At 70.2% G+C, this 24,258-nt stretch carries 28 protein-coding genes and 1 pseudogene; 17 read left to right on the forward strand and 12 right to left on the reverse strand.

Annotation, left to right across the window (positions count from 1 at the left end):
* The first annotated feature begins 27 nt into the window (after positions 1 to 27).
* Genes ACV530_RS16460 through ACV530_RS16470 form a run of 3 tightly spaced genes read left to right on the forward strand, consistent with a single transcriptional unit; the run spans position 28 to position 2,658 of the window.
* Positions 28 to 870, forward strand: coding sequence for a DUF4097 family beta strand repeat-containing protein (locus ACV530_RS16460; RefSeq protein ID WP_494333211.1), 843 nt, complete (start codon positions 28 to 30; stop codon positions 868 to 870).
* A gap of 52 nt (positions 871 to 922) precedes the next feature.
* Positions 923 to 1,888: an ATP-binding cassette domain-containing protein gene (locus ACV530_RS16465; RefSeq protein ID WP_494333212.1), complete on the forward strand. Its 966-nt coding sequence runs from the start codon at positions 923 to 925 to the stop codon at positions 1,886 to 1,888.
* The gene (locus ACV530_RS16470; RefSeq protein WP_494333213.1) at positions 1,885 to 2,658 is read left to right on the forward strand and encodes an ABC transporter permease; all 774 of its coding nucleotides are present in this window, start codon (positions 1,885 to 1,887) and stop codon (positions 2,656 to 2,658) included. Before ACV530_RS16465 ends, ACV530_RS16470 begins: the two co-directional genes overlap by 4 nt.
* Positions 2,659 to 2,721: 63 nt before the next feature.
* Here ACV530_RS16470 and ACV530_RS16475 read toward each other — a convergent pair whose 3' ends face one another.
* Positions 2,722 to 3,132, reverse strand: a complete 411-nt coding sequence (locus tag ACV530_RS16475; protein ID WP_494333214.1) for a VOC family protein — start codon at positions 3,130 to 3,132, stop codon at positions 2,722 to 2,724.
* Between the two features lie 34 nt (positions 3,133 to 3,166).
* Positions 3,167 to 3,532, reverse strand: coding sequence for a helix-turn-helix domain-containing protein (locus tag ACV530_RS16480; RefSeq protein ID WP_494333264.1), 366 nt, complete (start codon positions 3,530 to 3,532; stop codon positions 3,167 to 3,169).
* 171 nt (positions 3,533 to 3,703) lie between these two features.
* Here ACV530_RS16480 and ACV530_RS16485 point away from each other — a divergent pair.
* Positions 3,704 to 3,808: pseudogene (locus ACV530_RS16485) on the forward strand (arsenite S-adenosylmethyltransferase); the annotation flags it as partial.
* 16 nt (positions 3,809 to 3,824) lie between these two features.
* Here the strand turns inward: ACV530_RS16485 and ACV530_RS16490 are convergent.
* Positions 3,825 to 4,841, reverse strand: a complete 1,017-nt coding sequence (locus ACV530_RS16490) for a helix-turn-helix domain-containing protein (RefSeq protein WP_494333215.1) — start codon at positions 4,839 to 4,841, stop codon at positions 3,825 to 3,827.
* A 127-nt stretch (positions 4,842 to 4,968) separates the two neighbouring features.
* Between ACV530_RS16490 and ACV530_RS16495 the strand changes: the two genes are divergently transcribed.
* From ACV530_RS16495 to ACV530_RS16510, 4 genes are all read left to right on the forward strand, one after another.
* Positions 4,969 to 6,033, forward strand: coding sequence for an aldo/keto reductase (locus ACV530_RS16495; RefSeq protein ID WP_494333216.1), 1,065 nt, complete (start codon positions 4,969 to 4,971; stop codon positions 6,031 to 6,033).
* A 194-nt stretch (positions 6,034 to 6,227) separates the two neighbouring features.
* A complete protein-coding gene (locus tag ACV530_RS16500; RefSeq protein ID WP_494333217.1) occupies positions 6,228 to 6,602 on the forward strand; it encodes a helix-turn-helix domain-containing protein in 375 nt (124 codons plus the stop codon).
* Positions 6,603 to 6,622: 20 nt separating this feature from the next.
* Positions 6,623 to 7,207, forward strand: coding sequence for a hypothetical protein (locus tag ACV530_RS16505; RefSeq protein ID WP_494333218.1), 585 nt, complete (start codon positions 6,623 to 6,625; stop codon positions 7,205 to 7,207).
* 106 nt (positions 7,208 to 7,313) lie between these two features.
* Entirely contained in the window at positions 7,314 to 7,661 is a 348-nt protein-coding gene (locus tag ACV530_RS16510; RefSeq protein WP_494333219.1) for a DUF2516 family protein, read from the forward strand.
* A 9-nt stretch (positions 7,662 to 7,670) separates the two neighbouring features.
* Here ACV530_RS16510 and ACV530_RS16515 read toward each other — a convergent pair whose 3' ends face one another.
* Both ACV530_RS16515 and ACV530_RS16520 read right to left on the reverse strand, forming a co-directional pair.
* Positions 7,671 to 8,900, reverse strand: coding sequence for a PP2C family protein-serine/threonine phosphatase (locus tag ACV530_RS16515; RefSeq protein ID WP_494333220.1), 1,230 nt, complete (start codon positions 8,898 to 8,900; stop codon positions 7,671 to 7,673).
* A 229-nt stretch (positions 8,901 to 9,129) separates the two neighbouring features.
* Positions 9,130 to 10,173, reverse strand: a complete 1,044-nt coding sequence (locus ACV530_RS16520; RefSeq protein WP_494333221.1) for a C40 family peptidase — start codon at positions 10,171 to 10,173, stop codon at positions 9,130 to 9,132.
* 407 nt (positions 10,174 to 10,580) lie between these two features.
* Here ACV530_RS16520 and pstS point away from each other — a divergent pair, with 407 nt between their 5' ends.
* The 4 genes from pstS (at position 10,581) to pstB (ending at position 14,694) form a co-directional block, all read left to right on the forward strand.
* On the forward strand, positions 10,581 to 11,714 hold the full coding sequence (gene pstS / locus ACV530_RS16525; RefSeq protein WP_494333222.1) for a phosphate ABC transporter substrate-binding protein PstS: 1,134 nt from the start codon (positions 10,581 to 10,583) through the stop codon (positions 11,712 to 11,714).
* A gap of 117 nt (positions 11,715 to 11,831) precedes the next feature.
* Positions 11,832 to 12,809 (forward strand): phosphate ABC transporter permease subunit PstC, encoded by a 978-nt coding sequence (pstC, locus tag ACV530_RS16530; RefSeq protein WP_494333223.1) that lies wholly within the window; start codon positions 11,832 to 11,834, stop codon positions 12,807 to 12,809.
* Positions 12,806 to 13,879: a phosphate ABC transporter permease PstA gene (pstA, locus tag ACV530_RS16535; RefSeq protein WP_494333224.1), complete on the forward strand. Its 1,074-nt coding sequence runs from the start codon at positions 12,806 to 12,808 to the stop codon at positions 13,877 to 13,879. The genes pstC and pstA overlap by 4 nt, the downstream gene beginning before the upstream one ends.
* Positions 13,880 to 13,914: 35 nt before the next feature.
* Entirely contained in the window at positions 13,915 to 14,694 is a 780-nt protein-coding gene (gene pstB / locus ACV530_RS16540) for a phosphate ABC transporter ATP-binding protein PstB (RefSeq protein ID WP_494333225.1), read from the forward strand.
* A gap of 197 nt (positions 14,695 to 14,891) precedes the next feature.
* Here pstB and ACV530_RS16545 read toward each other — a convergent pair whose 3' ends face one another.
* Both ACV530_RS16545 and ACV530_RS16550 read right to left on the reverse strand, forming a co-directional pair.
* Positions 14,892 to 15,890 (reverse strand): inorganic phosphate transporter, encoded by a 999-nt coding sequence (locus ACV530_RS16545; protein ID WP_494333226.1) that lies wholly within the window; start codon positions 15,888 to 15,890, stop codon positions 14,892 to 14,894.
* Positions 15,891 to 15,896: 6 nt separating this feature from the next.
* Positions 15,897 to 16,517 (reverse strand): DUF47 domain-containing protein, encoded by a 621-nt coding sequence (locus ACV530_RS16550; protein ID WP_494333227.1) that lies wholly within the window; start codon positions 16,515 to 16,517, stop codon positions 15,897 to 15,899.
* Between the two features lie 220 nt (positions 16,518 to 16,737).
* On the opposite strand from ACV530_RS16550, the gene ACV530_RS16555 reads away from it, so the two are divergent.
* Positions 16,738 to 17,097, forward strand: coding sequence for a metal-sensitive transcriptional regulator (locus ACV530_RS16555; RefSeq protein ID WP_494333228.1), 360 nt, complete (start codon positions 16,738 to 16,740; stop codon positions 17,095 to 17,097).
* Positions 17,098 to 17,168: 71 nt separating this feature from the next.
* Here ACV530_RS16555 and ACV530_RS16560 read toward each other — a convergent pair whose 3' ends face one another.
* A complete protein-coding gene (locus ACV530_RS16560; RefSeq protein ID WP_494333229.1) occupies positions 17,169 to 17,348 on the reverse strand; it encodes a hypothetical protein in 180 nt (59 codons plus the stop codon).
* 118 nt (positions 17,349 to 17,466) lie between these two features.
* Positions 17,467 to 18,396: an SCO4651 family lipoprotein gene (locus ACV530_RS16565; RefSeq protein WP_494333230.1), complete on the reverse strand. Its 930-nt coding sequence runs from the start codon at positions 18,394 to 18,396 to the stop codon at positions 17,467 to 17,469.
* A 94-nt stretch (positions 18,397 to 18,490) separates the two neighbouring features.
* Here ACV530_RS16565 and ACV530_RS16570 point away from each other — a divergent pair, with 94 nt between their 5' ends.
* The gene (locus ACV530_RS16570) at positions 18,491 to 18,673 is read left to right on the forward strand and encodes a hypothetical protein (RefSeq protein WP_494333231.1); all 183 of its coding nucleotides are present in this window, start codon (positions 18,491 to 18,493) and stop codon (positions 18,671 to 18,673) included.
* Between the two features lie 78 nt (positions 18,674 to 18,751).
* On the forward strand, positions 18,752 to 20,287 hold the full coding sequence (locus tag ACV530_RS16575; RefSeq protein ID WP_494333232.1) for an FAD-binding oxidoreductase: 1,536 nt from the start codon (positions 18,752 to 18,754) through the stop codon (positions 20,285 to 20,287).
* 28 nt (positions 20,288 to 20,315) lie between these two features.
* Here the strand turns inward: ACV530_RS16575 and ACV530_RS16580 are convergent, their stop codons facing one another.
* Entirely contained in the window at positions 20,316 to 21,050 is a 735-nt protein-coding gene (locus ACV530_RS16580) for a phosphatase PAP2 family protein (RefSeq protein ID WP_494333233.1), read from the reverse strand.
* Positions 21,051 to 21,242: 192 nt separating this feature from the next.
* On the reverse strand, positions 21,243 to 22,247 hold the full coding sequence (locus tag ACV530_RS16585) for an NlpC/P60 family protein (protein ID WP_494333234.1): 1,005 nt from the start codon (positions 22,245 to 22,247) through the stop codon (positions 21,243 to 21,245).
* Positions 22,248 to 22,417: 170 nt separating this feature from the next.
* Here ACV530_RS16585 and ACV530_RS16590 point away from each other — a divergent pair, with 170 nt between their 5' ends.
* Positions 22,418 to 23,239 carry a MerR family transcriptional regulator gene (locus tag ACV530_RS16590; protein WP_494333235.1) on the forward strand — a complete coding sequence of 274 codons (822 nt, stop codon included), beginning with the start codon at positions 22,418 to 22,420 and terminating at the stop codon, positions 23,237 to 23,239.
* Positions 23,236 to 23,421, forward strand: a complete 186-nt coding sequence (locus ACV530_RS16595; protein WP_494333236.1) for a hypothetical protein — start codon at positions 23,236 to 23,238, stop codon at positions 23,419 to 23,421. Before ACV530_RS16590 ends, ACV530_RS16595 begins: the two co-directional genes overlap by 4 nt.
* On the opposite strand, the gene ACV530_RS16600 is transcribed toward ACV530_RS16595, so the two are convergent.
* Positions 23,414 to 24,229 carry a GNAT family N-acetyltransferase gene (locus tag ACV530_RS16600; protein ID WP_494333237.1) on the reverse strand — a complete coding sequence of 272 codons (816 nt, stop codon included), beginning with the start codon at positions 24,227 to 24,229 and terminating at the stop codon, positions 23,414 to 23,416. The genes ACV530_RS16595 and ACV530_RS16600 overlap by 8 nt on opposite strands.
* Positions 24,230 to 24,258 lie beyond the last annotated feature (29 nt).

The following is a 24,258-nucleotide window of genomic DNA, read 5'->3' on the forward strand; positions in this document are numbered from 1 at the left end:
CGCCAGAGCCACGAGGACGGCACAGCCATGCCTGATTTCACCTTCGACACCCCCGAACCGGTCTCCGTCAGCCTCGAGTTCGACGTCGGCGCGGTCCGCATCTCCGCGAGCGAGCGCACGACCACGGTCGTCGAGGTGCTCCCGGCGGACGACACCCACGAGCAGGACATCCGGACCGCGGACCAGACCAAGGTCACTTTCTCCAACGGCAAGCTGACACTGCGGGCGCCGAGGAAGCGCTCGATGTTCGGCAAGTGCGGCTCGCTCGACCTGAGCATCGAGCTGCCGGCCGGCTCGTCCGTCCAACTCAACTCGGCCATGGCGGACTTCACCGGGGAAGGCCGCTTCGGCGAGTGCCGGCTCAAGACCTCGGTGGGCAGCATCCAGCTCGACGAGACCGCGGCCGTCCGCGTGAAGACCGACCACGGCAACGTCCGCGTGGACCGCGCCGCGGGAGACGCCGAGATCACCGGCGCGGGCCGCATCGAGATCGGCGAGATCGCGGGCACGGCCGTGATCAAGAACGCCAACGGCGAGATCACGGTCGGCGAGGTCACCGGTGACCTGCGGGCGAACTCGTCCAACGGCCGCATCTCCGTCGGCGTCGCGCACTCCGGCGTCAAGGCCACCTCCGCCAACGGCGACATCCGCCTGGGCGATGTGGCGCGCGGCAGCATCATCATGGTCACCGCCGCCGGCGAACTCGAGGTCGGCATCCGCGAACCCTCCGCCGCCTGGCTCGATGTGAGCTCCGATCTCGGCCGCGTCCACAACCTCCTCACCCCGGCCGAAGGCCCCGTCACCTCCGGCGAGACCGTCGAGGTCCGCGGGCGCACCGGCATGGGCGACATCGTCATCCGCCGTCCCTGACACCTCTCCCCCAGGGCCCCTCCATCCCATGAGCGTGGAAGGCACCATCGGCATGAACACAGCAATCTCGGCCGTCGGCCTGCGCAAGTCGTACGGCGACCAGTTGGTGCTCGACGGCATCGACCTGCACATCACCGAGGGCACGGTCTTCGCCCTGCTCGGCCCCAACGGCGCCGGCAAGACCACCACCGTCCAGATCCTGTCCACGCTCATCGGCGCCGACGGCGGCGAGATCCGCGTCGCGGGCCACGACCCGGCCCGCGACCCCGACGCGGTACGCGCCGCGATCGGCGTCACCGGGCAGTTCGCGGCCGTCGACAATCTCCTCACCGCCGAGGAGAACCTGCTCCTCATGGCGGACCTGCACCACCTGGACCGGCGCGAGGGCAGGCGGCGCACCGCCGAACTCCTGCGCCGCTTCGACCTCACCGAGGCGGCCCGGAAACCGGCCTCCGCCTTCTCCGGCGGCATGCGGCGCAAGCTCGACCTGGCGATGACGCTGGTCGGCGATCCCCGCGTCATCTTCCTCGACGAGCCGACCACCGGCCTCGACCCGCGCAGCCGCCGCACCATGTGGGAGATCATCCGCGGCCTGGTCGCCGACCAGGGCGTCACGATCTTCCTGACGACGCAGTACCTCGAGGAAGCCGACCAACTCGCCGACCGGATAGCCGTCCTGGACCACGGCAGGCTCGTCGCCGAGGGCACCGCGGACGAGCTCAAGCGCCGCATCCCCGGCGGCCACATCCGCCTCCGGTTCGGGGACGCACACCAACTCGCCACCGCGGCCGGGCTCTTCGAATCCGTGGCCCACAACCGCGACGACCTGACGCTGCAGATACCGAGCGACGGCAGCATCCCGACCCTGCGGGCCGTGCTCGACGTACTGGACAGCGCGGAGGTCGCGGCCGAGGGGCTGACCGTGCACACCCCCGACCTCGACGACGTCTTCCTCGCCCTCACCGGCCGCCCGCAGTCCGGCGCGGGGGCCAACTCCCTCAAGGAGCACGCCCGATGAGCACGTTGTCCTACGCCGCGCGGGACTCCGCGACGATGCTGCGGCGCAACCTCAAGCGCGCGGTGCGCTACCCCTCCATGACGCTCTCGGTCATCGCGATGCCCGTCATGATGCTCCTCCTCTTCAACTACGCCTTCGGCGGCGCCCTGGGCAACGGCACCGGCACCCGGTACATCGACTACGTCGCCCCCGGCATCATCCTGATGGCCGCGACCTCCGGAGCCCTCTCGACCGCGGTCGGTGTCTGCGCCGACATGACCGAGGGCATCGTCAACCGGTTCCGGACGATGGCGATTTCACGGGCCTCGTTCCTCACCGGGCACGTCGTCGGCAACGTGATACAGACCCTGCTCAGCATCACGGCCGTCATCGGCGTCGCGGTCCTCATCGGCTTCAGGCCCCATGCCTCGGTCGTCGAGTGGCTCGCCGCCGCGGGCCTCCTCACCCTGCTCGCCCTGGCACTCACCTGGCTGTCGGCCGCGATAGGCCTGGTGTCCAAGACCATCGAGTCCGCCAGCAACACCCCGATGCCGCTGCAGTTCCTGCCCTTCCTCGGCAGCGCGATCGTGCCGACGGACTCCATGCCCACCGGGCTGCGCTGGTTCGCCGAGTACCAGCCCTTCACCCCGATCATCGAGACCCTGCGGGGGCTGCTGACGGGCACGGAGATCGGCAACAACGGGATCATCGCGGTCGCCTGGTGCCTGGGCCTCACCCTGGTCGGCTACCTGTGGGCACGCGCGGCCTTCAAGCGCGAGGCCACGCGCTAAGCGGTCTCGGGGAATCAGAGCCGGCGGGCGCACCACGCCGACCGGCTCTGTTCCGCTGCTCCTCTACGCCTTCGGCTGTGTGAAACGGATGCGGTTGCCGAAGGGGTCGCGCAGCCCGCAGTCGATGCCGTAGGGCCGCTCGGTCGGTTCCTCGGTGAACTCGACGCCCTTCGCGAGCAGCGTCTCGTAGGTCTTGCGGCAGTCGGCCGTGGTGAAGATGAGCCAGCCGCCCATCGCCCCCTTGGTCACCAGATCGCGGACCTGCTCCGCCGTCTCCTCGGACATCGCCGGAGCCCCGGGCTTCTCCAGCAGGATCTCCCGGCCCGGCTCGCCGGGGACGCTGACGGTCAGCCAGCGCATGAAGCCCATGTCGACGTCGGTGGTGACCTTCAGGCCGAGCTTGCCGGCGTAGAAGTCGAGGGCCTCGTCCTGGTCGAGAACGTAGATCTGCGAGTGCGTGATGGCGTTGAACATGTCCCTCACACTATTCAGCTGTCCGGCCGAAAACTTATCCAAAACTGCTCGGTCTCATCCACGCCATCGCGAAGCACGTCGGAACCCCCGTGGCCTGCGCGTTCTTGCGGTACTCCCGCGGCGAGACGCCCACGATGCCGTGGAAGGTCCGGCTGAACGTGCCCGGGCTGCCGAAGCCGACGGCGAAGCAGATCTCCGTCACACTGCGGTCGGTCTCCCGCAGGAGATGCATGGCCCGCTCGACACGGCGGCGCTGGAGGTAGCGGTGGGGCGTCTCGCCGAACGTGGCCCGGAAGGTCCGGTTGAAATGCGCCTCCGACACATGGGCGATCCGGGCCAGGGCGGGAATGTCCAGCGGTTGCGCGTAGGCGCGGTCCATCGCGTCCCGTGCGCGCAGCATCCGGCGGTTGGAGTCCTCGGTTTCGCGGCTCACGACAGCACGCCACCTTCCCGCTCCCGCAACGGTCGTTCGGTCATGCGCTCACTTGTGACTGAGCACGGCAGATGGCCAAACTTTTCACTGTAGTTGGCCAGGCTCGACAGTACAGTCGAAACGAGGTGCTTCGGCCCTGCCGGCGCCCTCTCCTTCGCCGAATACCGCCACGGCCTCGAAGCCGCCGGCTTCACCGACATCGAGATCACCTCGACCCACCAGGTCACCGGCGGCATGCACTAAGCCATCGTCCGCGCGGTCAAGCCCGCATCAGACGCCACCAATCCGGCTCCGGCTGCACAGATGAGCCTGGACACGTCAGTTGGAACCATTGAGGGTCGGTGAGCTGTGCTTTCTGGTCCGTGGGACACACTTGTTGGTACCAAGCGGTCACGCTTCTTGCAACCAACCGTGAGTTGTCAGCCTTCTTGCACCCGTCACTGCCGCACAGCCGGTGCAGGGCCGCGCGGCTCTCGTCGTCCGCGGCGCGGTAGACCAGAAGCCGCAGCTCCGGGTCCTCCAGCGGGAGCAGGACCTCGAAGTCGACGGCGATCGTCCCGACGGCCGGGTGCCGCAGCAGCTTGTGGCCGCGGCCGTTGACGCGGACCTCCCGCTCGGCCCAGAGCCGGGCGAAGTCCTCGTCCTGCGCGGTGAATTCGGCGATCAGCCCGGCCAGTGCCTGGTCCTCCGGGTGGGCGGCCCAGGCCGCGCGCAGATGGGCGACGCCGTCCCGCAGCACCCCCTCGCGGTCGGCGTAGAAGCCGCGCATCGGCGGGTGCAGCAGGCAGAGCCACATCGCGTTCCGCCGCTCCGGCGGAACGGCGTCGAACTCCGGGAGCAGCCGGACCATTTCGGGGTTCCAGGCCAGCAGGTCGTAGCGGTGGTCAAGCAGCGCGGCGGGCAGCGGGGAGAGTTCGTCGACCAGGTGGGCCAGCGACGGCGCCGGACCGGTGGCTGCCCCGCCGCGGGTGCCGCCGGGGCGGCGCCGTCGGGCCAGGTCGAAGAGGTAGTCGCGTTCGCCGGGTGCCAGCCGCAGGGCCCGGGCCAGCGCCGCCAGCACCTCCGCGGAGGGCCGAAGCCCCCGGCCCTGCTCCAGCCGGACCACGTAGTCGGTGCTGACCCCGGCCAGCTCAGCGACCTCCTCGCGGCGCAGTCCGGGCGTCCGCCGGGCCCGCCGGTGCGCGGGCAGGCCCAGCCGGTCCGGGTCCAGCCGTTCGCGCCTGCTGCGCAGGAAGGCGGCCAGTTCCTCGGTGGTGTCAACGGTTCGTGTCGTCATGACCGGTCCAACCGCCAGGGTGGGACCGGCCTTCCCAGGAAAGTCCCTCCCTTATCCGGGGCCCGCCGCCGCCGCAGACTCGGTCCCGGCAACGGAACACGAACACACGCGAGCACAGGAGAACCTGATGGCACTGGCCCTCGACGACTACCGGCTGCTGGGCCGCTCGGGACTGCGGGTCTCACCGCTGGCCCTGGGCACCGCAACCTTCGGCACCGAATGGGGGTGGGGCGCAGAACGGGCCGAGGCCCGCAAGCTGTTCGACCGCTACGTCGGGCTCGGCGGCAACCTCCTCGACACCGCCGACACCTACACCGACGGCAGCTCCGAGCGCCTGCTGGGCGAGTTCGCCCACGAGGAGCGCGAACGCCTGGTGCTGGCGACCAAGTACTCGACCCTGCGCCGCCCCGGCGACCCGAACTCCGGGGGCGGGCACCGCAAGGCGCTGTTCGGCTCGGTGGAGGGCAGCCTGCGGCGGCTCGGCACCGACTACCTCGACCTGCTGTACCTGCACGTCTGGGACTTCCGGACCTCGGTGGAGGAGGTGCTGCGCGGCCTGGACGACCTGGTCCGGCAGGGCAAGGTGCTGTACGTGGCGATCTCCAACACCCCGGCCTGGCAGGTGTCCCGGATGCAGGCGACCGCGGACCTGCGCGGCTGGTCGCCGCTGGTCGCGCTGCAGCTCGAGTACAGCCTGATCGAGCGCACCGCGGAGCGCGACCTGATCCCGATGGCCCGGGAACTGGGCCTGGGCGTGGTCCCGTACTCGCCGCTCGGCGGCGGGGTGCTCAGCGGCAAGTACGGCCGGGACGACGTGGGCGCAACGGGCGCCGGCCCCGACGGGAGCACCCGCCGGAGCCACAACCTCGCCCTGGGCACCCTCACCGAACGCAGCCTCGGCGTGGCCGGGGTGGTCCGGGAGGTGGCCGGCGAACTGGGGTACACCCCGGCCCAGGTGGCGCTGGCCTGGACACTGCGGAAGCCGGGCGTGACGAGCACGCTGCTCGGCGCCCGCACCCCCGCCCAATTGGAGGACAACCTGGGCGCCCTGGCGGTCGAGCTGACGGACGCCCAGCTGGCCCGGCTCGACGCGGCGGGCGCGATCGCCCTCGGCCAGCCGCACGAGCTGCTTGCGAGCGAGCCCATCCGCCGGGTGACCACGGGCGACCTGCGAATTGAGACCCGCCGCTGACCCGGCCGCCAGCGGCGGGAGCCGGAGTCCGGAGCCGCGGTCGGCTTACCGTCCGGGCGAGCCACGTCCGGATCGCTTCCGCGTCGACGACGGTCATGGAAACTGGCCATCTGCCGTGCTCAGTCACATCACTATAGACAGCCTGCTGCAAGCATCCGCTTGCAAAAGTTAGCAAGCTGGGGCAGCATCGCCTCATGGCATCACTCAACGTCGGCAATCTCGGCGAGTATCTGCGCGAGCAGCGGCGCAATGCGCAGCTGACGTTGCGTCAACTCGCCGATGCGGCAGGAGTGTCCAACCCGTACCTCAGCCAGATCGAGCGCGGCCTGCGCAAGCCGAGCGCCGAGATCCTGCAGCAGATCGCCAAGGCTCTGCGGATCTCCGCGGAGACGCTGTACGTGCAGGCCGGGATCCTCGACGAGCGCGACCGGGGCGAGGCGGAGGTGCGCAGCGTCATCCTCGCCGACCCCTCGATCACCGAGCGGCAGAAGCAGGTGCTGCTCGAGATCTACGAGTCCTTCCGCAGGGAGAACGGGCTCCCGAAGGACCACGACAAGCCTTCCAGCTGACAGACGGGAGAACCGACACCATGGCGATCACTCAGGGCATCCGCAAGGCGACCATCGACACTGCCTACGCGGCGGCCGGGGCCGCTGACCTCGGCGCCGAGAAGATCGGGCAGATCGTCGCGGATGCGCCCGCGCGCTTCGAGCAGCTGCGCAAGACGGACCCCAAGGCTCTGGGCGAGCGGGTCTCGCAGGGGGCCAAGGACGTCCAGGCGCAGGTCACCACCAAGGCCACCGCGTTCATCGGCGGCCTCGACACGGACGTCAGGAAGCTGGGGCAGACGGCCCAGGACCTGGCGCTGCAGAGCGTCGGCCTCGCCGCGGGGTACGTGGTGAAGGTGGGCGAGACGCGCGACAAGCTGGCCGAGCGGGGCCGGGAAGCCGTGAAGACCTGGCGCGGCGAGCAGGCCGACGGCCGGGGCGCGGAGATCCGTGTCGCCACCGAGCCGGTGGCGGAGCCCGCGCAGGAGACCACTCAGGAGCCCGTGCGGGACGCCGCTCCCGCCGAGGAGACCGCCCCCGCGGCGGAGGAGGGCACCGCGGCCAAGCCCGCCGCCCGCAAGCCCGCGGCCCGCAAGCCCGCCCAGAAGAAGACCGAGGGCCAGTAACACCAAGGGCCGGCAGCAACGGGCAGGGAACGATCCGGGCACCTCACGGGTACCCGGATCGTTCTCCCGGTACGGTGGCAGCAGACGGCAGAAAGAGGTGGGCACCATGCTGGTGGAAGGCTTCGGCCAGATCGTGTACTGGGTGTCGATCGGCCTGCTGGTCTTCACCATCGCCGCCTTCGTCAACGCCGCCGTGCACCGTGAGGACGCCTACCGTGCGGCCGACAAGCAGAACAAGGGCTTCTGGCTGATCATCCTCGGTCTCGCGGTGGCCGTACAGATCTTCTTCGGCATCCTGAACTTCCTGCCGATCCTGGGGCTGATCGCCACGATCGTCTACTTCGTGGACGTGCGCCCCGCGCTCAAGCAGGTGTCCGGCGGCGGGCGGTCCGGCCGCCGCGGGCGCGGCTCCAGCTCGGACGGTCCGTACGGGCCGTACAACGGCGGCCGGTAGCGGCAGCCGTCAGCGGTCGAGGAGCAGCACGGCCAGGTCGTCCGTCAGCTCTTCGCCGTTCAGGGCCCGCACCTCGGCGACGGCGGCGTCCAGCAGTTCCTCGCCGCGCAGCCCCTCCTTCATCCGGCGGGTCACCATCTCGATCATGCCGTCCTGGCCGAGCCGCCGTGCCCCGTCGCCGACCCGGCCCTCTATCAGCCCGTCCGTGTACATCATCAGGCTCCAGGAATCGCCGAGTTCGACCGTGAGGCGCGGCCGGCGGGCGCCCGGCAGCAGGCCCAGTGCGGGGCCGCCGCCGTCCTGGGGCAGCAGACAGGGCTGCTCGCCGCGGCGGGCGAGCAGCGGGGCGGGGTGGCCGGCCAGGAAGAGGCCGGCGGACCGGCCGTCGGGGGCGATGTCGAGGGTGCACAGCGTCGCGAAGATCTCCTCGTCGGGCCGCTCGTGCTCGAGGACCTGCTCGAGGGTGCCGAGGAGCTCGTCGCCGCTCAGGCCGGCCAGGGTCAACGCCCGCCAGGCGATGCGCAGTTCGACGCCGAGGGCGGCCTCGTCCGGGCCGTGGCCGCAGACGTCGCCGATCATCGCGTGCACGGTGCCGTCGGGCGTGCGCACCGTGTCGTAGAAGTCGCCGCCGAGCAGGGCGCGGCTGCGGCCCGGCCGGTAGCGGGCGGCGAAGCGCAGGTCGGAGCCGGCCAGCAGCGGGTTGGGCAGCAGCCCGCGCTCGAGGCGGGCGTTCTCCTGGGCGCGCAGGCGGGTCTCGGTGAGCTGGCGCTGGGCGAGGTCCGCGCGCTTGCGCTCGACGGCGTAGCGGATGGCGCGGCTGAGCACACGGCCGTCGAGCTCGTCGCGGAAGAGATAGTCCTGCGCACCGACGCGCACGGCTTCGGCGGCACGCTCGGCGTCCGCCTCGGCGGTGAGGGCCAGCACCGCGTGGTACGGAGCGAGCCGCAGCACCTGGTGCAGGATCTCGAGCTCGTCGGGGACGTCGCCGGGGGCGCGGTCCGGGACGGGGAGGGCGAGGTCCAGCAGGATGCACTGCACGTCGTGGGTGAGCAGGCGGGTGGCCTCGGTGAGGTTGCGGGCGGTGCGGATGCGGACCGGCTTGCCCGCCGCCGCGGTCATCTCCGCCATGTCGGGCACCGACAGCGAGCCCGCCGGGTCGTCCTCGATCACCAGCAGGGTCAGCCCGCCGTCGGACAGCGCGACGGCCGGCTCCGCCGGCTTCGGCACGGTCACGGGCATCACGTCGGCTTCCTTCCTTCCCGGCGGGCGGCGCCGGAGGTGCTCCCACCCCCCGAGGCGGCGCACCGCTGAGGACGGGCACCGGACGTGACCCTAGCGGGCGGGCGCGGCCGAACGGAATGGTACGGAGCCACCCGCCTCTGTCATATGCCGTTGCCAAAGCCGCCTTTTGCCGCACTACGGGATGAAGGTGACATGAGATACATCACGCCACAACAGACACCCTGCGTCACCCGGGGCGGACCACTCCGAGGATCGGCATCGTCCCCGCGCCCGTGAGCGTCACCTGCCGCCCCGGCCGGGGCGCGTGCACGATCTGCCCGTCGCCGACGTACATCCCGACGTGGCTCGCGTCCGCGAAGTAGATGATCAGGTCGCCGGGCCGCATGTCCTTGACGTCGACCCTGGGCAGCTGCTGCCACTGCTCCTGCGAGGTGCGCGGGATCGGGCGGCCCGCCGCCTCCCACGACCTGAGCGTGAGCCCGGAGCAGTCGTAGGTGTCCGGACCGACGGCACCCCAGACGTAGTCCTTGCCGATCTGCGCCATCGCGAACTCGATGGCGCGCCTGCCCTCGTCGCTCGCCGTGCCGAGGTGCTTGAGGTCGAGGCCCTTGAGGGCGTCCGAGGCGAGCCACTGCCGCTGTGCCTGGCGGGCCTGCTCCTCCTCGATCTTCTTCAGCCGCTCGCGCTCCTTCTCGGCCAGTTTCGACTCGAGTTCCTTGGCGGCGGCGAGCTTGGTCTCGATCTCCTTCTTGGCGTCGGCCTTCTTGCGCTTCTCCTCGTCCAGCTTCTTCCAGCGCTCGGAGGCGGCCTTCGCGTAGCCGTCCAGGTCGTACTTGAGCTTGCGGGTCTCCTCGAGCATCCCGCGGACCGCCTCCTGGCCCTTGCGGGTCGTGGACAGCCCCTCGAGGAAGTCCTCGGGCGAGGGGGCCATCAACAGCTGGGCGCCGGACGGGAAACCGCCGCTGCGGTACTGGGCGCGGGCCAGGGCGCCGATGCGGTCCTTGAGCGTGTCCATCCGCTGCTGGGCGGCGTTCACCTGCTTGGTCAGCTCATTGACGTTCTTCTGCTGGAGCTTGGTCTGCTCGTTCGCCGCGTTGTAGGCGTCGGTCGCCGACTCCGCCTTGCGGTAGAGGGCCTCGACCTCCTTGTGGACGTCCTCGAGCTTCTGCTGCCCGGGCGGCGTCGGGTCGGCCCATGCCACGCCGGTACCGGCGGTCATGCCCACCGCGCAGACCAGCGCGGTCGCGACGATCAGACGTCTGCCGCTCACGCCTCTGCCGCCCACGGCCTTGCCGTACGTGTACCCGTCATTCGCAGTCCCGCCGTTCCGCCGCAACGGACACCTCCGCGACTCAAAGCCCCCGCGTCTCCACCCGACGCCCCACAAGAACCGGATCGTGTCACGGCCATGACGAAACCAACAGAGACCTGCATCACACTTCCGCCACGCGGGGTGATCATGGAGCCACCACACCGACGGCCGAGGTTCACCCCTCGTTCACTCAGCCCCATCGACGCCTTCACCTGATCTGCTTAATTTCGGCCGTGGACAAGGGGCAGTGGAGCACAGGCCGTACGCCAGTCGAACAAGCCCCGAACGGCCCGCGCTCGCGGAAACCGCATCACCCACCTCTCGCACGCCGCCCCAGCGGCGGCTCCCGGAAGGAACACCAGAACGTGAAGTTTCAGCGCAAGAACCGGCTTCGGTCCGTCGCCCTCGGCGCCATCGCCGTCTCCGGCGCCCTGGTCCTCACGGCGTGCGGCTCGGACGACAACAGCGGCAGCGGCTCGAGCGGTGGCAACGGCACGGCCAAGGCCACCGGGTCCATCAAGTGCGAGGGCAAGGGCCAGCTGCTGGCCTCCGGTTCCTCCGCCCAGAAGAACGCCATGGACCTGTGGGTGAAGAACTTCACCCAGGCCTGCCCGGACATCCAGGTCAACTACAAGGCCACCGGTTCCGGCGCGGGCATCCAGGAGTTCCTCGCGGGCAAGACCGCCTTCGCGGGCTCCGACTCGCCGCTCAAGCCGGAGGAGGTCGCCAAGTCGAAGGACGTCGTCAAGGGCGGCCAGGGCATCAACATCCCGATGGTCGGCGGCCCGATCGCCATCGGCTACAAGGTCCCGGGCGTGGACAACCTCGTCCTCGACGCCGACACGCTCGCCAAGATCTTCGACGGCAAGATCGAGAAGTGGAACGACCCGGCGATCGCCAAGCTCAACAAGGACGCCAAGCTCCCCGACCTGAAGATCCAGGCGTTCCACCGCTCCGACGAGTCGGGCACCACCGACAACTTCACCAAGTACCTCAAGGCCGCGGCGCCGAGCTCCTGGTCCTACGCCCCGGCCAAGGCATGGCCCGTCAAGGGCGGCCAGTCCGCGGACGGTTCGGCCGGTGTGTCCTCGCAGGTGAAGCAGACGCCGGGCGCCATCTCCTACTTCGAGCTGTCCTACGCCACGGCCAACAGCATCAACACGGTGAAGCTCAACACCGGCGCCTCCGCCCCCGTCGAGGCCACCTCGGACAACGCGTCCAAGGCCATCGCCGAGGCGAAGATCACCGGCTCCGGCAAGGACCTCGCCCTCAAGCTCAACTACGCCACCAAGGCCGAGGGCGCCTACCCGATCACCCTGGTGACGTACGAGATCGCCGGCGACAAGGGCAACAAGGCCGACACCCTGCCCGCCGTCAAGTCCTTCCTCACCTACATCGCCAGTGAGGACGGCCAGTCCGCGCTCAAGGGCCTCGGCTACGCCCCGCTGCCCGCCGAGATCGCGAAGAAGGTCCGCGAGACCGTCGCGGGCCTGTCCTGACCCGAGTGCGGCCGGCCCCTGGTACGGGGCCGGCCCCACCGTCCGGTGCACCGCCGCGCCAGGAGCCGGGCAGGGCCGACCGCCCGGCTCCGCAGACCGGAGACTCCCGTGGAACAGATGGACATAACCCCAGACACACCAGCAGGCCCGCCCCCTCCTCCCGCACCGACGGCCCGGTCCGCCGGCCGCGCCGGTGACCGGATCTTCCTCGGGCTCTCCCGGGGCTCCGGAGTGCTGCTGCTGGTGATCATGGCCGCGATCGCGGTCTTCCTCACGGTCCGGGCCGCGCACGCCCTCTCCGAGGACCAGGGCAACTTCTTCACCACCTTCGAGTGGAACGCCAACGCCAACCCGCCGGTCTTCGGCATCGCCGTCCTGGCCTTCGGCACGATCGTCAGCTCGGTCATCGCGATGCTGCTCGCCGTGCCGGTCGCCATCGGCATCGCGCTCTTCATCACGCACTACGCGCCGCGCAAGCTCGCCGCGCCGCTGTCGTACGTCATCGACCTGCTCGCCGCGGTGCCGTCCATCGTGTACGGCCTGTGGGGAGCCCTGTTCCTGGTCCCGGAGCTCGGCGGCCTCTACAGCTGGCTGAACGACTACCTCGGCTGGACCGGCGTCTTCGAGTACAACGGCGGTGCCGCGCGCTCGCTGTTCACCATCGGCATCCTGCTCGCGATCATGATCCTGCCGATCGTCACCAGCGTCAGCCGCGAGGTCTTCCGCCAGGTCCCGAAGATGCACGAGGAGGCGGCGCTCGCGCTCGGCGCGACCCGCTGGGAAGTCATCCGGATGTCTGTCCTCCCCTTCGGCCGCTCCGGCGTCATCAGCGCCTCGATGCTGGGCCTGGGCCGTGCCCTCGGCGAGACGATGGCCGTCGCGACCGTCCTCTCCCCCAGCTTCCTGATCTCCAAGAGCCTGCTCGACCCGGGCGGCGGCACGTTCGCCCAGAACATCGCGAGCAGCTTCAAGGAGTCGGGCGAGGTGGGCAAGGACGCCCTGATCGCCTCCGGCCTCGTCCTGTTCGTCCTGACCCTCCTGGTCAACGGGGCGGCCCGGATGATCATCGCGCGCCGCAAGGAGTACACGGCATGAGCAGCGACGTGACCATGGACAAGCCCCTCGTGCTGGAGCCCGAGCAGCCCAGCACCCTGCGCCACCCGCGGCTGCCGCGCTGGGCACCGGCCGCGATCGCGGCCCTGGCGGCCGCGGCGGCCGTCGGCATCGGCGCCGGCGCCGGGCTGAGCAGCCGGATGCAGTGGGGCCTGATCGCCGGACTGCTCTTCGTCGTCCTCATGTACGGGCTGACCGCCCGCGTCGAGGGCCGGCGGCAGGCCAAGGACCGGCTGGCCACCAGCCTGGTGTGGGTGTGCTTCCTGCTCGCCGTCGTCCCGCTGGTCTCCCTGATCTGGGAGACCGTCTCGCGCGGCAGCAAGGTGCTGAACGGCTCGTTCCTCTCCCACTCCATGGCCGGTGTGCTGACCATCCAGCCCGGCGGCGGCGTCTACCACGCGATCATCGGCACCCTGGAGCAGGTCGGCATCGCGACCGCCATCGCGACACCGATCGGCCTGCTGACCGCGGTCTACCTGGTGGAGTACGGGCGCGGCCGGCTGGCCACGGCCATCACCTTCTTCGTCGACGTGATGACGGGCATCCCGTCCATCGTCGCGGGCCTGTTCATCCTCAGCTTCTGGATCATCATGCTCGACAACGGCTACTCCGGCTTCGCCGGTTCGATGGCCCTCGCGATCCTGATGGTGCCGGTGGTCGTCCGCTCCACCGAGGAGATGCTCAAGCTCGTGCCGAACGAGCTGCGCGAGGCCTCGCTGGCGCTCGGGGTCCCGAAGTGGCGCACGATCCTCAAGGTCGTCCTGCCGACCGCGATCGGCGGCATCGCCACCGGCGTGATGCTGGCCGTCGCCCGTATCGCGGGCGAGACCGCCCCGATCGTGCTCCTGGTCTTCGGCTCCCAGATGATCAACACCAACCCCTTCGACGGGGCGCAGTCGTCGCTGCCGTACTACATCTACGAGCAGTGGGCGGCCGGCAACGACGCCAGCTACGACCGTGCCTGGGCGGCGGCGCTCGTCCTCATCGCCTTCGTCATGATCCTCAACCTGGTGGCCCGCGGCATCGCCCGCTGGAAGGCCCCGAAGCGCTGACCGCGCCACGCCACAAGAAAGCAGAAGTGATCCCCATGGCCAAGCGAATCGACGTCAGCGGCCTCTCCGCCTACTACAACAGCCACAAGGCCATCGACGACATCTCGATGACGGTCGAGCCCCGCTCCGTGACCGCGTTCATCGGCCCGTCCGGCTGCGGCAAGTCCACCTTCCTGCGCACGCTCAACCGCATGCACGAGGTGACACCCGGCGGCCGGGTCGAGGGCAAGGTGCTGCTCGACAACGAGGATCTCTACGGCCCGGGCGTCGACCCCGTCTCCGTGCGCCGCACGGTCGGCATGGTCTTCCAGCGGCCGAACCCCTTCCCGACCATGTCGATCTACGACAACGTCGCCGCGGGCATACGCCTCAACGGCGGCCGGGTCCGCAAGTCCGAACTGGACGGGATCGTCGAGAAGTCGCTGCAGGGCGCGAACCTCTGGAAGGAGGTCAAGGACCGGCTGAACAAGCCGGGAGCGGGCCTCTCCGGCGGCCAGCAGCAGCGCCTGTGCATCGCCCGTGCCATCGCCGTCGAACCGCAGGTGCTGCTCATGGACGAGCCCTGCTCCGCCCTCGACCCGATCTCCACCCTCGCCATCGAGGACCTGATCGGGGAGCTGAAGGAGCGGTTCACGATCGTGATCGTGACGCACAACATGCAGCAGGCGGCGCGCGTCTCGGACCGTACGGCCTTCTTCAACCTGGCGGGCGTGGGACAGCCGGGCGAGCTGGTCGAGATCGACGACACGGAGCGGATCTTCTCCAACCCGTCGGTCCAGGCCACGGAGGACTACATCTCCGGCCGCTTCGGGTGAGTGAGCTCGCCTTGCGGCGCTGCATGGCGGTGCCAGTCCCTCGCCGGGCAGGCCGCTCCGCGTGACAGCGCGGGTTCGTGCCGGCCCGCCTCGTGAGCTCGCCTTGCGGCGCTGCATGGCGGTGCCGCCGCAAGGCGAAAAGGGCCCGGCTCCCCTGGGCAGCAGGGGAGCCGGGCCCGACTTCACGTCGGCAACCGTCAGGCGAAGGCCAGGTGGCCGAGCCAGTAGGCCAGGGCGGCGACGCCCGCCGCGGCCGGCATGGTGATGAACCACCCGAGGATGATGTTCTTCGCCACGCCCCACCGGACGGCGTTGACCCGCTTCGTCGCACCGACGCCCATGATCGCGGACGTGATCACATGCGTCGTCGAGATCGGCGCCTTGAACACGAACGCCGTGGTGAACATGACCGCCGCGCCCGTGGTCTCGGCCGCGAACCCCTGCGGCGGATCCAGCTCGATGATCCGGCGGCCGAGCGTGCGCATGATGCGCCAGCCGCCCGCGTACGTGCCCAGCGAGAGCATCAGCGCACAGGAGATCTTCACCCAGACCGGGATGGGGTCGCCCTTGCCCTCGACACCGCCGATGACGAGGGCCATCACCACGACACCCATCGTCTTCTGGGCGTCCTGGAGACCGTGGCCGAGCGCCATGCCGGCCGCCGAGACGGTCTGCGCGATCCGGAAACCGCGCTTGGCCTTGTGCGGGTTGGCCCGGCGGAACAGCCACAGCAGGGCGACCATGACCAGATAGCCCAGGAAAAGACCGACGATGGGCGACAGGAACATCGGCAGGACGATCTTGTCCCAGACACCCCACCAGTAGACGGTCGACGACCCGGCGAGCGCCGCACCGACCATGCCGCCGAACAGGGCGTGGCTGGACGAGGACGGCAATCCGAAGTACCAGGTGACCAGGTTCCAGACCACCGCTCCGACCAGGGCGGAGAAGAGGATCAGCATCCCCTTGTTGCCGGTCGGCGTCGCGATCACGCCCTCGCTGACGGTCTTCGCGACCCCGCTGCCGAGGAAGGCACCGGCGAGGTTCATCACCGCCGCCATCGCGAGGGCCGCACGCGGGGTCAGTGCCCGGGTGGACACCGAGGTCGCGATGGCGTTCGCGGAGTCGTGGAAGCCGTTGGTATAGGTGAAGCCGAGCGCGACCGCGATGGTCACGACAAGAGCGAACGTATCCACCGGGGGTCAGGACTCCTTGACCGCGATGGTCTCGACCGTGTTCGCGACGTGCTCGAACGCGTCCGCAGCCTCCTCGAGCACATCCACGATCTGCTTGAGCTTGAGGACCTCGATCGCGTCGTACTTGCCGTTGAAGAGCTGGGCGAGAAGCTTGCGGTGGATCTGGTCCGCCTGGTTCTCCAGACGGTTCACCTCGATCCAGTACTCGGTGAGGTTCGTCATGGTCCGCAGATTCGGCATTGCCTCGGCCGTCAGCTCCGCGGCCCGGGCGAGCACCTCGATCTGCTGCTCGACACCCTTCGGCAATTCCTCGACCTGGTAGAGAACCACCAGGTCGACGGCCTCTTCCATGAAATCCATGATGTCGTCGAGCGACGAGGCGAGGGCGTAGATGTCCTCACGGTCGAACGGCGTGATGAAAGAGGAGTTCAGCTGGTGGAAGATCGCGTGCGTCGCGTCGTCCCCGGCGTGCTCCGCTGCCCGCATCCGCTCGGCGATCTCGGCCCGGGCGGACGGCTCCGCGCCGAGCAGTTCCATGAGGAGCTTGGAGCCCGTGACGATGTTGTCCGCGGACGCGGCGAACATGTCGTAGAAGCTCGTCTCCCTGGGGGTCAGACGAAAGCGCACGTGGGGTCCTCGGGGTGCAGCGGATTCGGTCTCGTTGATGCTAGGCGCATCATCGGGCCACAGCTAACTGGCATTCCCTCAGTGTCGCCCATCGGGCAGAGTGCTCATGAAGGCGGTACCGCTTCCCGCCGGGAATTTGGGTAGCATATACCCGGTGGGGGTATATCGATGAGGTATAAGCCCGCAGCGTGACGCGCGCACCGACAACACGGAGGACGCCATGACGACCACGGAAGCCGCCGCGGGCGGTACCGGCGCCTGCCACGGCGAGAACGGTGCGCCGCAGGGCCACACCGGGCCGCACGGCTACAGCAAGCAGAAGGACCAGCATCTCAAGCGGCTGCGCCGGATCGAGGGGCAGATCCGGGGCCTCCAGCGGATGGTCGAGGAGGACGTCTACTGCATCGACATACTGACGCAGGTCTCGGCGGGCACGAAGGCCCTCCAGGCGTTCGCCCTGCAACTGCTCCAGGAGCATCTGCGGCACTGCGTCGCCGATGCGGCGGTCAAGGGGGGCGACGAGATCGACGTCAAGGTCGAGGAGGCGACCGCCGCCATCGCGCGGCTGCTGCGCTCGTAGGCAGTAGGTATAGGCAGTAGGTATACGCAAGGCTCGTGGGCGGGCCTTCACACGCCCACCCACGGGCAGGCTCAGCCGTCGGACTCCGGCCCCCGCCGGAACCGTACGACCCGGAGCACCTCATCGATACGGTCCGGACTGAGCCGCTCCTCATCCGCGCTCGACGCGGCGATCATCAACTCACCGTAGAGATCGATCTCGATGAGGGCCACGGGGTCCGGTCCGCCCGACCACCCGCGTCGCGAAACCACGTGATTCACCTCCTCGGGTCTTGCGTCTTGCGTGCTCGGCTTCCCAGGTTAGTGATCGGTACACACTCCGCGCATGGCACAGAAGGACCATTTCCATGGCCAACTACGCCGCCGTGCGCTATTTCTGCGGCGAAGCGACCGTCCCCGCATAGATATCCGCCGGTGCCGGCAGTCCCATGTCCGTTCCCCTCCCGAATGCGGAGAGTTCGACGGTGGAGACCACCGTCATCGGCCTCTTCCCCCGGCGTCCGCCGCTCCCGACCCCGAACCGATACCGCAGCTTTCGCGGCCGTCCTCGTTCATCCAGAAATGCATCGAAAGCCACCGTTCCGCTGGAGAACCCTTTTGCGGCCGCGGTCAGCGCCGCCCGGTCCCGGGCAGGTGCGGCGTGCGCGGCCCGGCCCAGGTCGACCGTCCCCCAGTAGTGCCGCACCGGCACCCCGCCGACTGTCTCGTCGCGCATATACGCCACCTCCCTTGCGCCGCCCAGCAGTTCGGCGGCCGCGAGCGGATCGGTCGCGCCGCTCGTGAGGAGATTCCCGTCGGGGAGCCTGCCCGTGTCGATTCGCACCCATTTGCCCGCGGGCACTCCCGCGCCCCGGTTCTTCATATAGAGCGCGCCGGGCGCGAACACCTCGGTGATCGGCCGGTGCTCGGCCGTCCCGATCGCGTCCTCGGGCACGAGCACCGTCAACTTGCCCATGGGGCGGGCGAAATCGTACGCACCGGAACCCATGATCGTCAGCCGGGTGCCCCCGCTGACGGTCTCCATGGACGTACGCACCCGCGCGCCGCGCGCCGCGGCCAGCGCCTCCGGTACGTGCCGCACCGCCGCCAGCGCCCGGTCCGGGTCCGCCGGATCCCCGGGCCGCGCCACGGGGCGCACCTCGGCGGCGCCGGCGCCCACGCCGCCCCGCCCGTCGTGCGGCTCCTCGCCGGATACCCGCTCGCCGTCCGTGCAGCCGGCGACCAGCAGCCCGCAGGCGATGCCGTACACCACCGACGTGGCCACGGCCGCGCCTCTGCGTCTGTGTCCCCGCACTGCCATGAACGTCATCCCCCGTCCGCGAGCAAGCTGGTGGAACCCGTTCTCTCCAACGACCGCGCGGCCGCCGCCGTCACGGCCCGCTACCGTGGGTCGGGTGTCCGATCCCGTCCCCGCCCGCCCGTGCGCGGGCCACATGACCAGCACCAGCGAGCACGGAGCGTTCTGTACGGCCCGCTGCACCTGCGGGTGGTACGGACCCGCGCGCCGGGCCCGGTCCCTGGCCCGGGCCGATGCCGAAGCACACCTCACCACCGACTCGGGGCACCCCGCCCCATAACGGTGGGAACCATCCGTGGTCCCCGCCGCATCTCAGTGATCAGTCAATCGGGGATGATCACTGGGGCAAGGGGTGGCCATGAAGAGGCGCACGCTGCTGACCGCGGCAACAGGAATCGCGGCGACCGGGGCGTGGGCCGCCTCGAGCGCCGGAGCGCAGGCGGCCGGCACCGCCCGTAAGGCACCCACTCCGCGCGCCGCGGACTGGACCGCCCTCGGCAAGGGGCTGGCGGGCGGGCTCATACGGCCCGGCGACGCCGATTACTCCGTCGCGCGCCAGCTCTACAACACCCGGTTCGACACCCAGCGCCCCGCGGGGATCGCCTATGTGAACGGCACGTCCGACGTCGCCGCGTGCCTGTCCTTCGCACGCCGCCACTCCGTACCCGTGTCCATACGCAACGGCGGCCACAGCTACGCCGGTTGGTCGGGCGGCAACGGCAGGCTCGTCATCGACGTGTCCCGGCTGAGGACCGTCCGCACCCCGACCTCCTCCATCGCCGTCGTCGGCGCGGGCGCCAAGCTGATGGAGGTCTACACGGGCCTGGCGGCGCACGGCGTGACCGTACCCGCCGGATCCTGTCCCACCGTCGGCATCTCCGGCGTCACCCTCGGCGGCGGGCACGGCGTGCTGTCCCGTGCGTACGGCATGACGTGCGACAGCCTCGTCGGCGCCACCCTCGTCACCGCCGACGGCAGGACGCTCCAGTGCGACGCCAAGCAGAACGCCGACCTCTTCTGGGCCCTGCGCGGCGCGGGCAACGGCAACTTCGGCGTGGTGACCGAGCTGCGCTACCGCACACGCAAGGTGGCGGACAGCGCGACCGGCTATGTCTCCTGGCCCTGGTCCAAGGCGGCCGACGTGCTGCGCGCCTGGCAGGAGTGGGGCCCGAGCCAGCCTGACGAGATCTGGTCCGCCTGCGACCTGTCGGTGGCCGCGGGCGGCACCCCGCACATATCCGTCGCCGCGTTCACCCTGGGCACCCAGGGCGACCTCGCCAACGCACTGGACAAGCTGGTGAGCAAGGTCGGCGGCGCCAAGGCGACCGTACGGGTCCGCCGCCGACCGTATCTGGACAGCATGCGCTCCTACGCCGGGTGCGGCGACAAGACCCTTGCGCAGAGCCACCTTCCGGGCCGTACGCCCGGGCGTGACCGCGCCGGCAAGCTCGAGCGCGAGACGTACGCGGCGCGCTCCGACTTCTACGACCGCTCGCTGAACGCCGCGGGCATCCGCACCCTGATCGACCAGGTGGAACGATTCGGCCGACAGGCCAAGGGCGGAGGCGGCTCCGTCCAGCTCACCGCGCTCGGCGGGGCGGTCAACCGCGTACAGCCGCAGGCGACCGCCTTCGTGCACCGCCGCTCGCGCTTCCTCGCCCAGTACCTGACCTCCTGGTCGGCATCGGCGGCGGGCACCTCGCAGACGGCCTGGCTCGACGGCATCCACACGGCGATGCAGCGCTACGCCTCGGGCGCCGCCTACCAGAACTACGCCGACCCGGCGCTCAAGAACTGGCGCACGGCGTACTACGGAGACGCGGCCGGGCGCCTCGCGAAGCTCAAGAAGCAGTACGACCCGCACCGCCTCTTCGACTTCCCGCAGGCGCTGTAGCCGACCCAGTCAAATCCAGGCAACCCTCTTACGCGGCAAGCCCGTTGTCCTGATGACGCGGGCGTGCCGTGCCCGGGGTCTCCTCCGGCTCCGGCTCGACGGCCGGCGCGGGCGCGCTCCGCGAGCGCACGAAGCGGGCCGCCCGCGAATCCTCGAGCCGCACGGTCAGCGGCGTGAGCAGCATCATGGCCACCGGCGCCAGCAGCAGCACCACGGCCGTGCCGAGGGCGAGCCCGCCGACGACGTCCGTCGGATAGTGCACGCCCATGAACACCCGGCAGAACGCCTCGAGGAACGCCAGCCCGATCCCGATCAGCCCGTACTTCCGGTGGGCGATGAACAGGCCCACGCCGAGCGCCATGGTGAGCGTCGCGTGGTCGCTCACGAACGAGAAGTCCGTCTTGCCCTTGACGAGCAGATCGATCCCCTGGTGCTCGAAGGCCGGGCGCGGGCGCCGGACGAAGCCCCGGATGGGGATGTTGACGAGCAGGGCGATCCCCGCCGCGATCGTCGCCCACAGCAGCGCGGCCACGCCCGTGGGCGCGTCCGGGCCGCGGCGCACGCTCCACCATGCGCAGAGCATCAGCACCGCCAGCCCGAGCACGATCCCGTACTCCCCGACGAACCCCATGACGCGGTCCAGCCAGCCGGGGGCGTCCTTGGCCAGACCGTTGATGTCGTAGAGCAGACCGACGTCGGGGTTCGAACCACTCGCGCCGCCCCTGGCATCCGCCAGGGGATAGGCCATCACGAGTCCGGGCATGTGCGTGGCCCCTTATCTGTCGCCTGTTGCTCCGTGCAGCTGCCAAACCCCCGTGGTCCGTGCGCCCATGACGGGCGCTGCTTACCCACCCCCATGGAACGCGCTGCTCCGACCCGGCGTTCCGTTCTCCACCCAAAGATCACCAGGACGTTATCCAAGGGTGACCGGAGACGGATCCGGGAGGCCCGGGGTTCACGCGCTGTTCGGCTTGGGCAACGCCTTCGCCCCGTCATTCGTCACGCGTGTGGCCCCGATGTAATCCGGAGAATCGATGCTGTCGAACCGGATCACCGCGCCCGGGTGGGGTGCGTTGATCATGTGTCCGCCCCCGACGTACAGCCCCACATGGTGAATCGTGCGGGGATCGTTCAGGTCGTGCGCGAAGAAGACGAGGTCGCCCGGCCTCAGCTCATCGCGCTTGGGATGCTGGCCCGCGTTCCACTGGTCGTTCGCCACGCGCGGCAGCTCGATGCCCACCGAGGCGTACGCCGCCTTGGTCAGGCCCGAGCAGTCGAACCGGCCGTTGTCCTCCTTGCCCCCGTCGCCGCCCCACAGGTACGGCTTGCCCAGTTGCTCCTGTGCGAAGTAGATGGCCGCGGCGGCCTGTTGGGAGGGCGCGACCGGACCGGCGGGACGAGCGAAGGATTTGGCGAGGGTGCGGATCTCCTTCACGTATCCCTGGGTCTCGTTGTACGGCGGGACACCGTTGTTCTTGATGACGGCGTACGACCCCGCGTTGTACGACGCCAGCATGTTGTCGGAGACGTCGCCCGGCACGTTCTTCACATACTTCGCGAGCGCGCAGTCGTAGGCGGCGGCCGAGGGGATCGCGTCATTGGGATCCCAGACGTCGGCCTTGCCCTTGCCGCTGGTGTCGATCCCGTACTGTGCCCAGGTCTCGGGGATGAACTGCGCTATCCCCTGGGCGTTCGCGGGACTCACGGCTCTGGGGTTCCAGTTGCTCTCGGTGTAGATCTGGGCGGCGAGGATGGCGGGGCTCAGCGCGGGACAGAGGTTGCCCCACTTCTGGACGATCCCCTCGTACTGCGCCGGGACGGCGCCCTTCGACAGGCCGGTCTCCCGGCCGAGGCCACCGCCGAGGTTCGCGGCAGCGAAATACACCCCGACGAGCAGCAGCCCGACGAAGCTCAGGCACAGCCCGATTCCTATACCGGCACCCACCCACCACTTCCGCACCCCGCAATACTCCCCCACCGGGCGGTCATGTACCCGTAATTTCAAGCGAATCAGGGGAGAGCACCGGGTGGACCCGGGGCGCACATAGGGGGCGGTCCGGGGGCGGCATCAGGGGGCAACCTTGGGAACCGGCTTGAACCTCACGTCGCGTGAGGACGCATCGTTGTCCCATGACCACTACCGCCTGGAAGGTGGGCCCGCTCGCCGATGCCTGCGGGCTGACCGTACGCACCCTCCATCACTGGGACACCATCGGCCTGCTCAGCCCCTCCCAACGCACCGCAGGAGGGCACCGGGAGTACACCGAGCAGGACGTCGTACGGCTGTACCAGGTACTGGCCCTGCGCCGGCTGGGCCTCGGCCTGGAGACCATCGCCGTCTGCCTCGACGCCGGGGTCGACCCGGCACGCCTGGTACGCGACCACCTCGCGGGCGTGGAGGAGTCCCTGTCCGCGCTCCGCACGCTCCGCGACCGACTCGCGGCGCTGTCCGGCGAGTTGGACCAGGGCCGGGCCCCGACCACCGAGGCGCTGTTCGACGCCCTGCGGGCGATCGGCGGCACCGGCCCGGAGGCCGGCCGCACGCTGCGCCGCCACCTCGACGACGACCAGCTCGGCGTCCTCGCCGCACGGGCCGCGGCACTGGGCCCGGCCATGCACTACCTGCTGGAGGTGGAATGGCCCGAGCTCCACCGCCGCGCCGACCGGCTCCGCCGGGAGGGCGCCGCCCCCGACGACCCGCGCGTGCAGCGGCTGGTGGCACGCATGAACGAGCTGAGCACGCTGTTCACCGGCGGCGACGCGGGCATCTCCGGCGGCGTACGGGCCGCCTGGCGCGACGACCCGGCCGCCATGTCGGGCAGCCCGGCCGACGCCGCCGGCACCGACGCGGACACGAACGCGGACGCGGACGCCTGGCGCGAACTCGCCGACTTTCTCGACCTCGCCCGTGCCCACACCCACTCCCACTCCCGCGAAGGAGCCCGTCCGTGACCAATCGACAGCGCATCGCCGTATCCTCGGTGTTCCCGACCCTGCTGATCGCCGTCCCCTTGATCTGCCTGCTGGCCGTCCTCGGTCTGGTGCCCTGGATCGTCCTCCCGTCCCTGGCCGTCGCCCTGGCGGTCCACGCCGTCATCACGTACGTCCGCCTGGGGGCCCGGGGCGTCAGCTGAACGGCGCGCGGATCAGCTGCACCTGGCACTCGGCGTCCGTGAAGCCGAGCGAGCGGTACATCCCGATCGCGTGGTAGCCGGGGTCGGCGACGATGACGAGCGTACGGGCGCCGAGCTCACGCACGCCCCACTCGCCGGCCAGGTGGACGAGCGTCGAGGCCAGGCCCCGGCGCCGGAAGTCCGGGTGGGTCTCGACGTTCTGGAAGCGCGCCGTACCGCTGCCATCGGTGAACAGGCCCGTGCCCGCGCGCATCCGCCCGCCGACGAACGCCCCGAACCAGCTGCCGTGTCCGGCCTCGGCGAGAGCGCGGGCCTCGGCCGTCTTCCGCTCGACGAAGACCCGGTGCTCGGCCGAGGGCGGCTCCTCCTCGACGGCGAGCCGCAGTCGAAGGGCCTGCGCCCAGTCGTCGTCGCCGCGCAGCGGACGGAACTCGGCGGCGGGGCGCGGCCCGGCGGGGACCCGCAGGCGGGGTGCGGTGAGCACGGTGTCCACCGTCACGACAGCACCGAGATCGGCGATTTCGCCCAGGTCTCCGGGTGCGTCCCCGGTGACGTCGACGCCGAGCGCGACGTGCTGCGCGCCGGGGAACTCCTCGGCGAACACGGCCGACCAGCGCGCCGCGTCACCCCGGCGCAGCGGCGAGCGCAGCAGGACGAAATTTCCCCACCAGAAGCCGGGGTTGCGCGGAGTACGGATCACGAGGTGGGTGCCCCGGTCGACGACGGCGGAGCCCGCCATTTTGCGCAGCATCAGGTCGGTGCGGAAGCCGAGCGAGATCACGTTCACCGCGCCGACGCTACGGTGCACGCCATCGCCTCGCCAACGGTTATCGCGCG

This window comes from Streptomyces sp. SX-6 (genome assembly GCF_059089585.1).

Coding starts and splice junctions, on each gene's coding strand:
- ACV530_RS16460 (WP_494333211.1), top strand. CDS start 28: ATGCCTGATTTCACCTTCGACACCCCCGAACCGGTCTCCGTCAGCCTC.
- ACV530_RS16465 (WP_494333212.1), top strand. CDS start 923: ATGAACACAGCAATCTCGGCCGTCGGCCTGCGCAAGTCGTACGGCGAC.
- ACV530_RS16470 (WP_494333213.1), top strand. CDS start 1,885: ATGAGCACGTTGTCCTACGCCGCGCGGGACTCCGCGACGATGCTGCGG.
- ACV530_RS16475 (WP_494333214.1), bottom strand. CDS start 3,132: ATGTTCAACGCCATCACGCACTCGCAGATCTACGTTCTCGACCAGGAC.
- ACV530_RS16480 (WP_494333264.1), bottom strand. CDS start 3,532: ATGCTGCGCGCACGGGACGCGATGGACCGCGCCTACGCGCAACCGCTG.
- ACV530_RS16490 (WP_494333215.1), bottom strand. CDS start 4,841: ATGACGACACGAACCGTTGACACCACCGAGGAACTGGCCGCCTTCCTG.
- ACV530_RS16495 (WP_494333216.1), top strand. CDS start 4,969: ATGGCACTGGCCCTCGACGACTACCGGCTGCTGGGCCGCTCGGGACTG.
- ACV530_RS16500 (WP_494333217.1), top strand. CDS start 6,228: ATGGCATCACTCAACGTCGGCAATCTCGGCGAGTATCTGCGCGAGCAG.
- ACV530_RS16505 (WP_494333218.1), top strand. CDS start 6,623: ATGGCGATCACTCAGGGCATCCGCAAGGCGACCATCGACACTGCCTAC.
- ACV530_RS16510 (WP_494333219.1), top strand. CDS start 7,314: ATGCTGGTGGAAGGCTTCGGCCAGATCGTGTACTGGGTGTCGATCGGC.
- ACV530_RS16515 (WP_494333220.1), bottom strand. CDS start 8,900: ATGCCCGTGACCGTGCCGAAGCCGGCGGAGCCGGCCGTCGCGCTGTCC.
- pstC (WP_494333223.1), top strand. CDS start 11,832: ATGGACATAACCCCAGACACACCAGCAGGCCCGCCCCCTCCTCCCGCA.
- pstA (WP_494333224.1), top strand. CDS start 12,806: ATGAGCAGCGACGTGACCATGGACAAGCCCCTCGTGCTGGAGCCCGAG.
- pstB (WP_494333225.1), top strand. CDS start 13,915: ATGGCCAAGCGAATCGACGTCAGCGGCCTCTCCGCCTACTACAACAGC.
- ACV530_RS16555 (WP_494333228.1), top strand. CDS start 16,738: ATGACGACCACGGAAGCCGCCGCGGGCGGTACCGGCGCCTGCCACGGC.
- ACV530_RS16565 (WP_494333230.1), bottom strand. CDS start 18,396: ATGGCAGTGCGGGGACACAGACGCAGAGGCGCGGCCGTGGCCACGTCG.
- ACV530_RS16575 (WP_494333232.1), top strand. CDS start 18,752: ATGAAGAGGCGCACGCTGCTGACCGCGGCAACAGGAATCGCGGCGACC.
- ACV530_RS16580 (WP_494333233.1), bottom strand. CDS start 21,050: ATGCCCGGACTCGTGATGGCCTATCCCCTGGCGGATGCCAGGGGCGGC.
- ACV530_RS16590 (WP_494333235.1), top strand. CDS start 22,418: ATGACCACTACCGCCTGGAAGGTGGGCCCGCTCGCCGATGCCTGCGGG.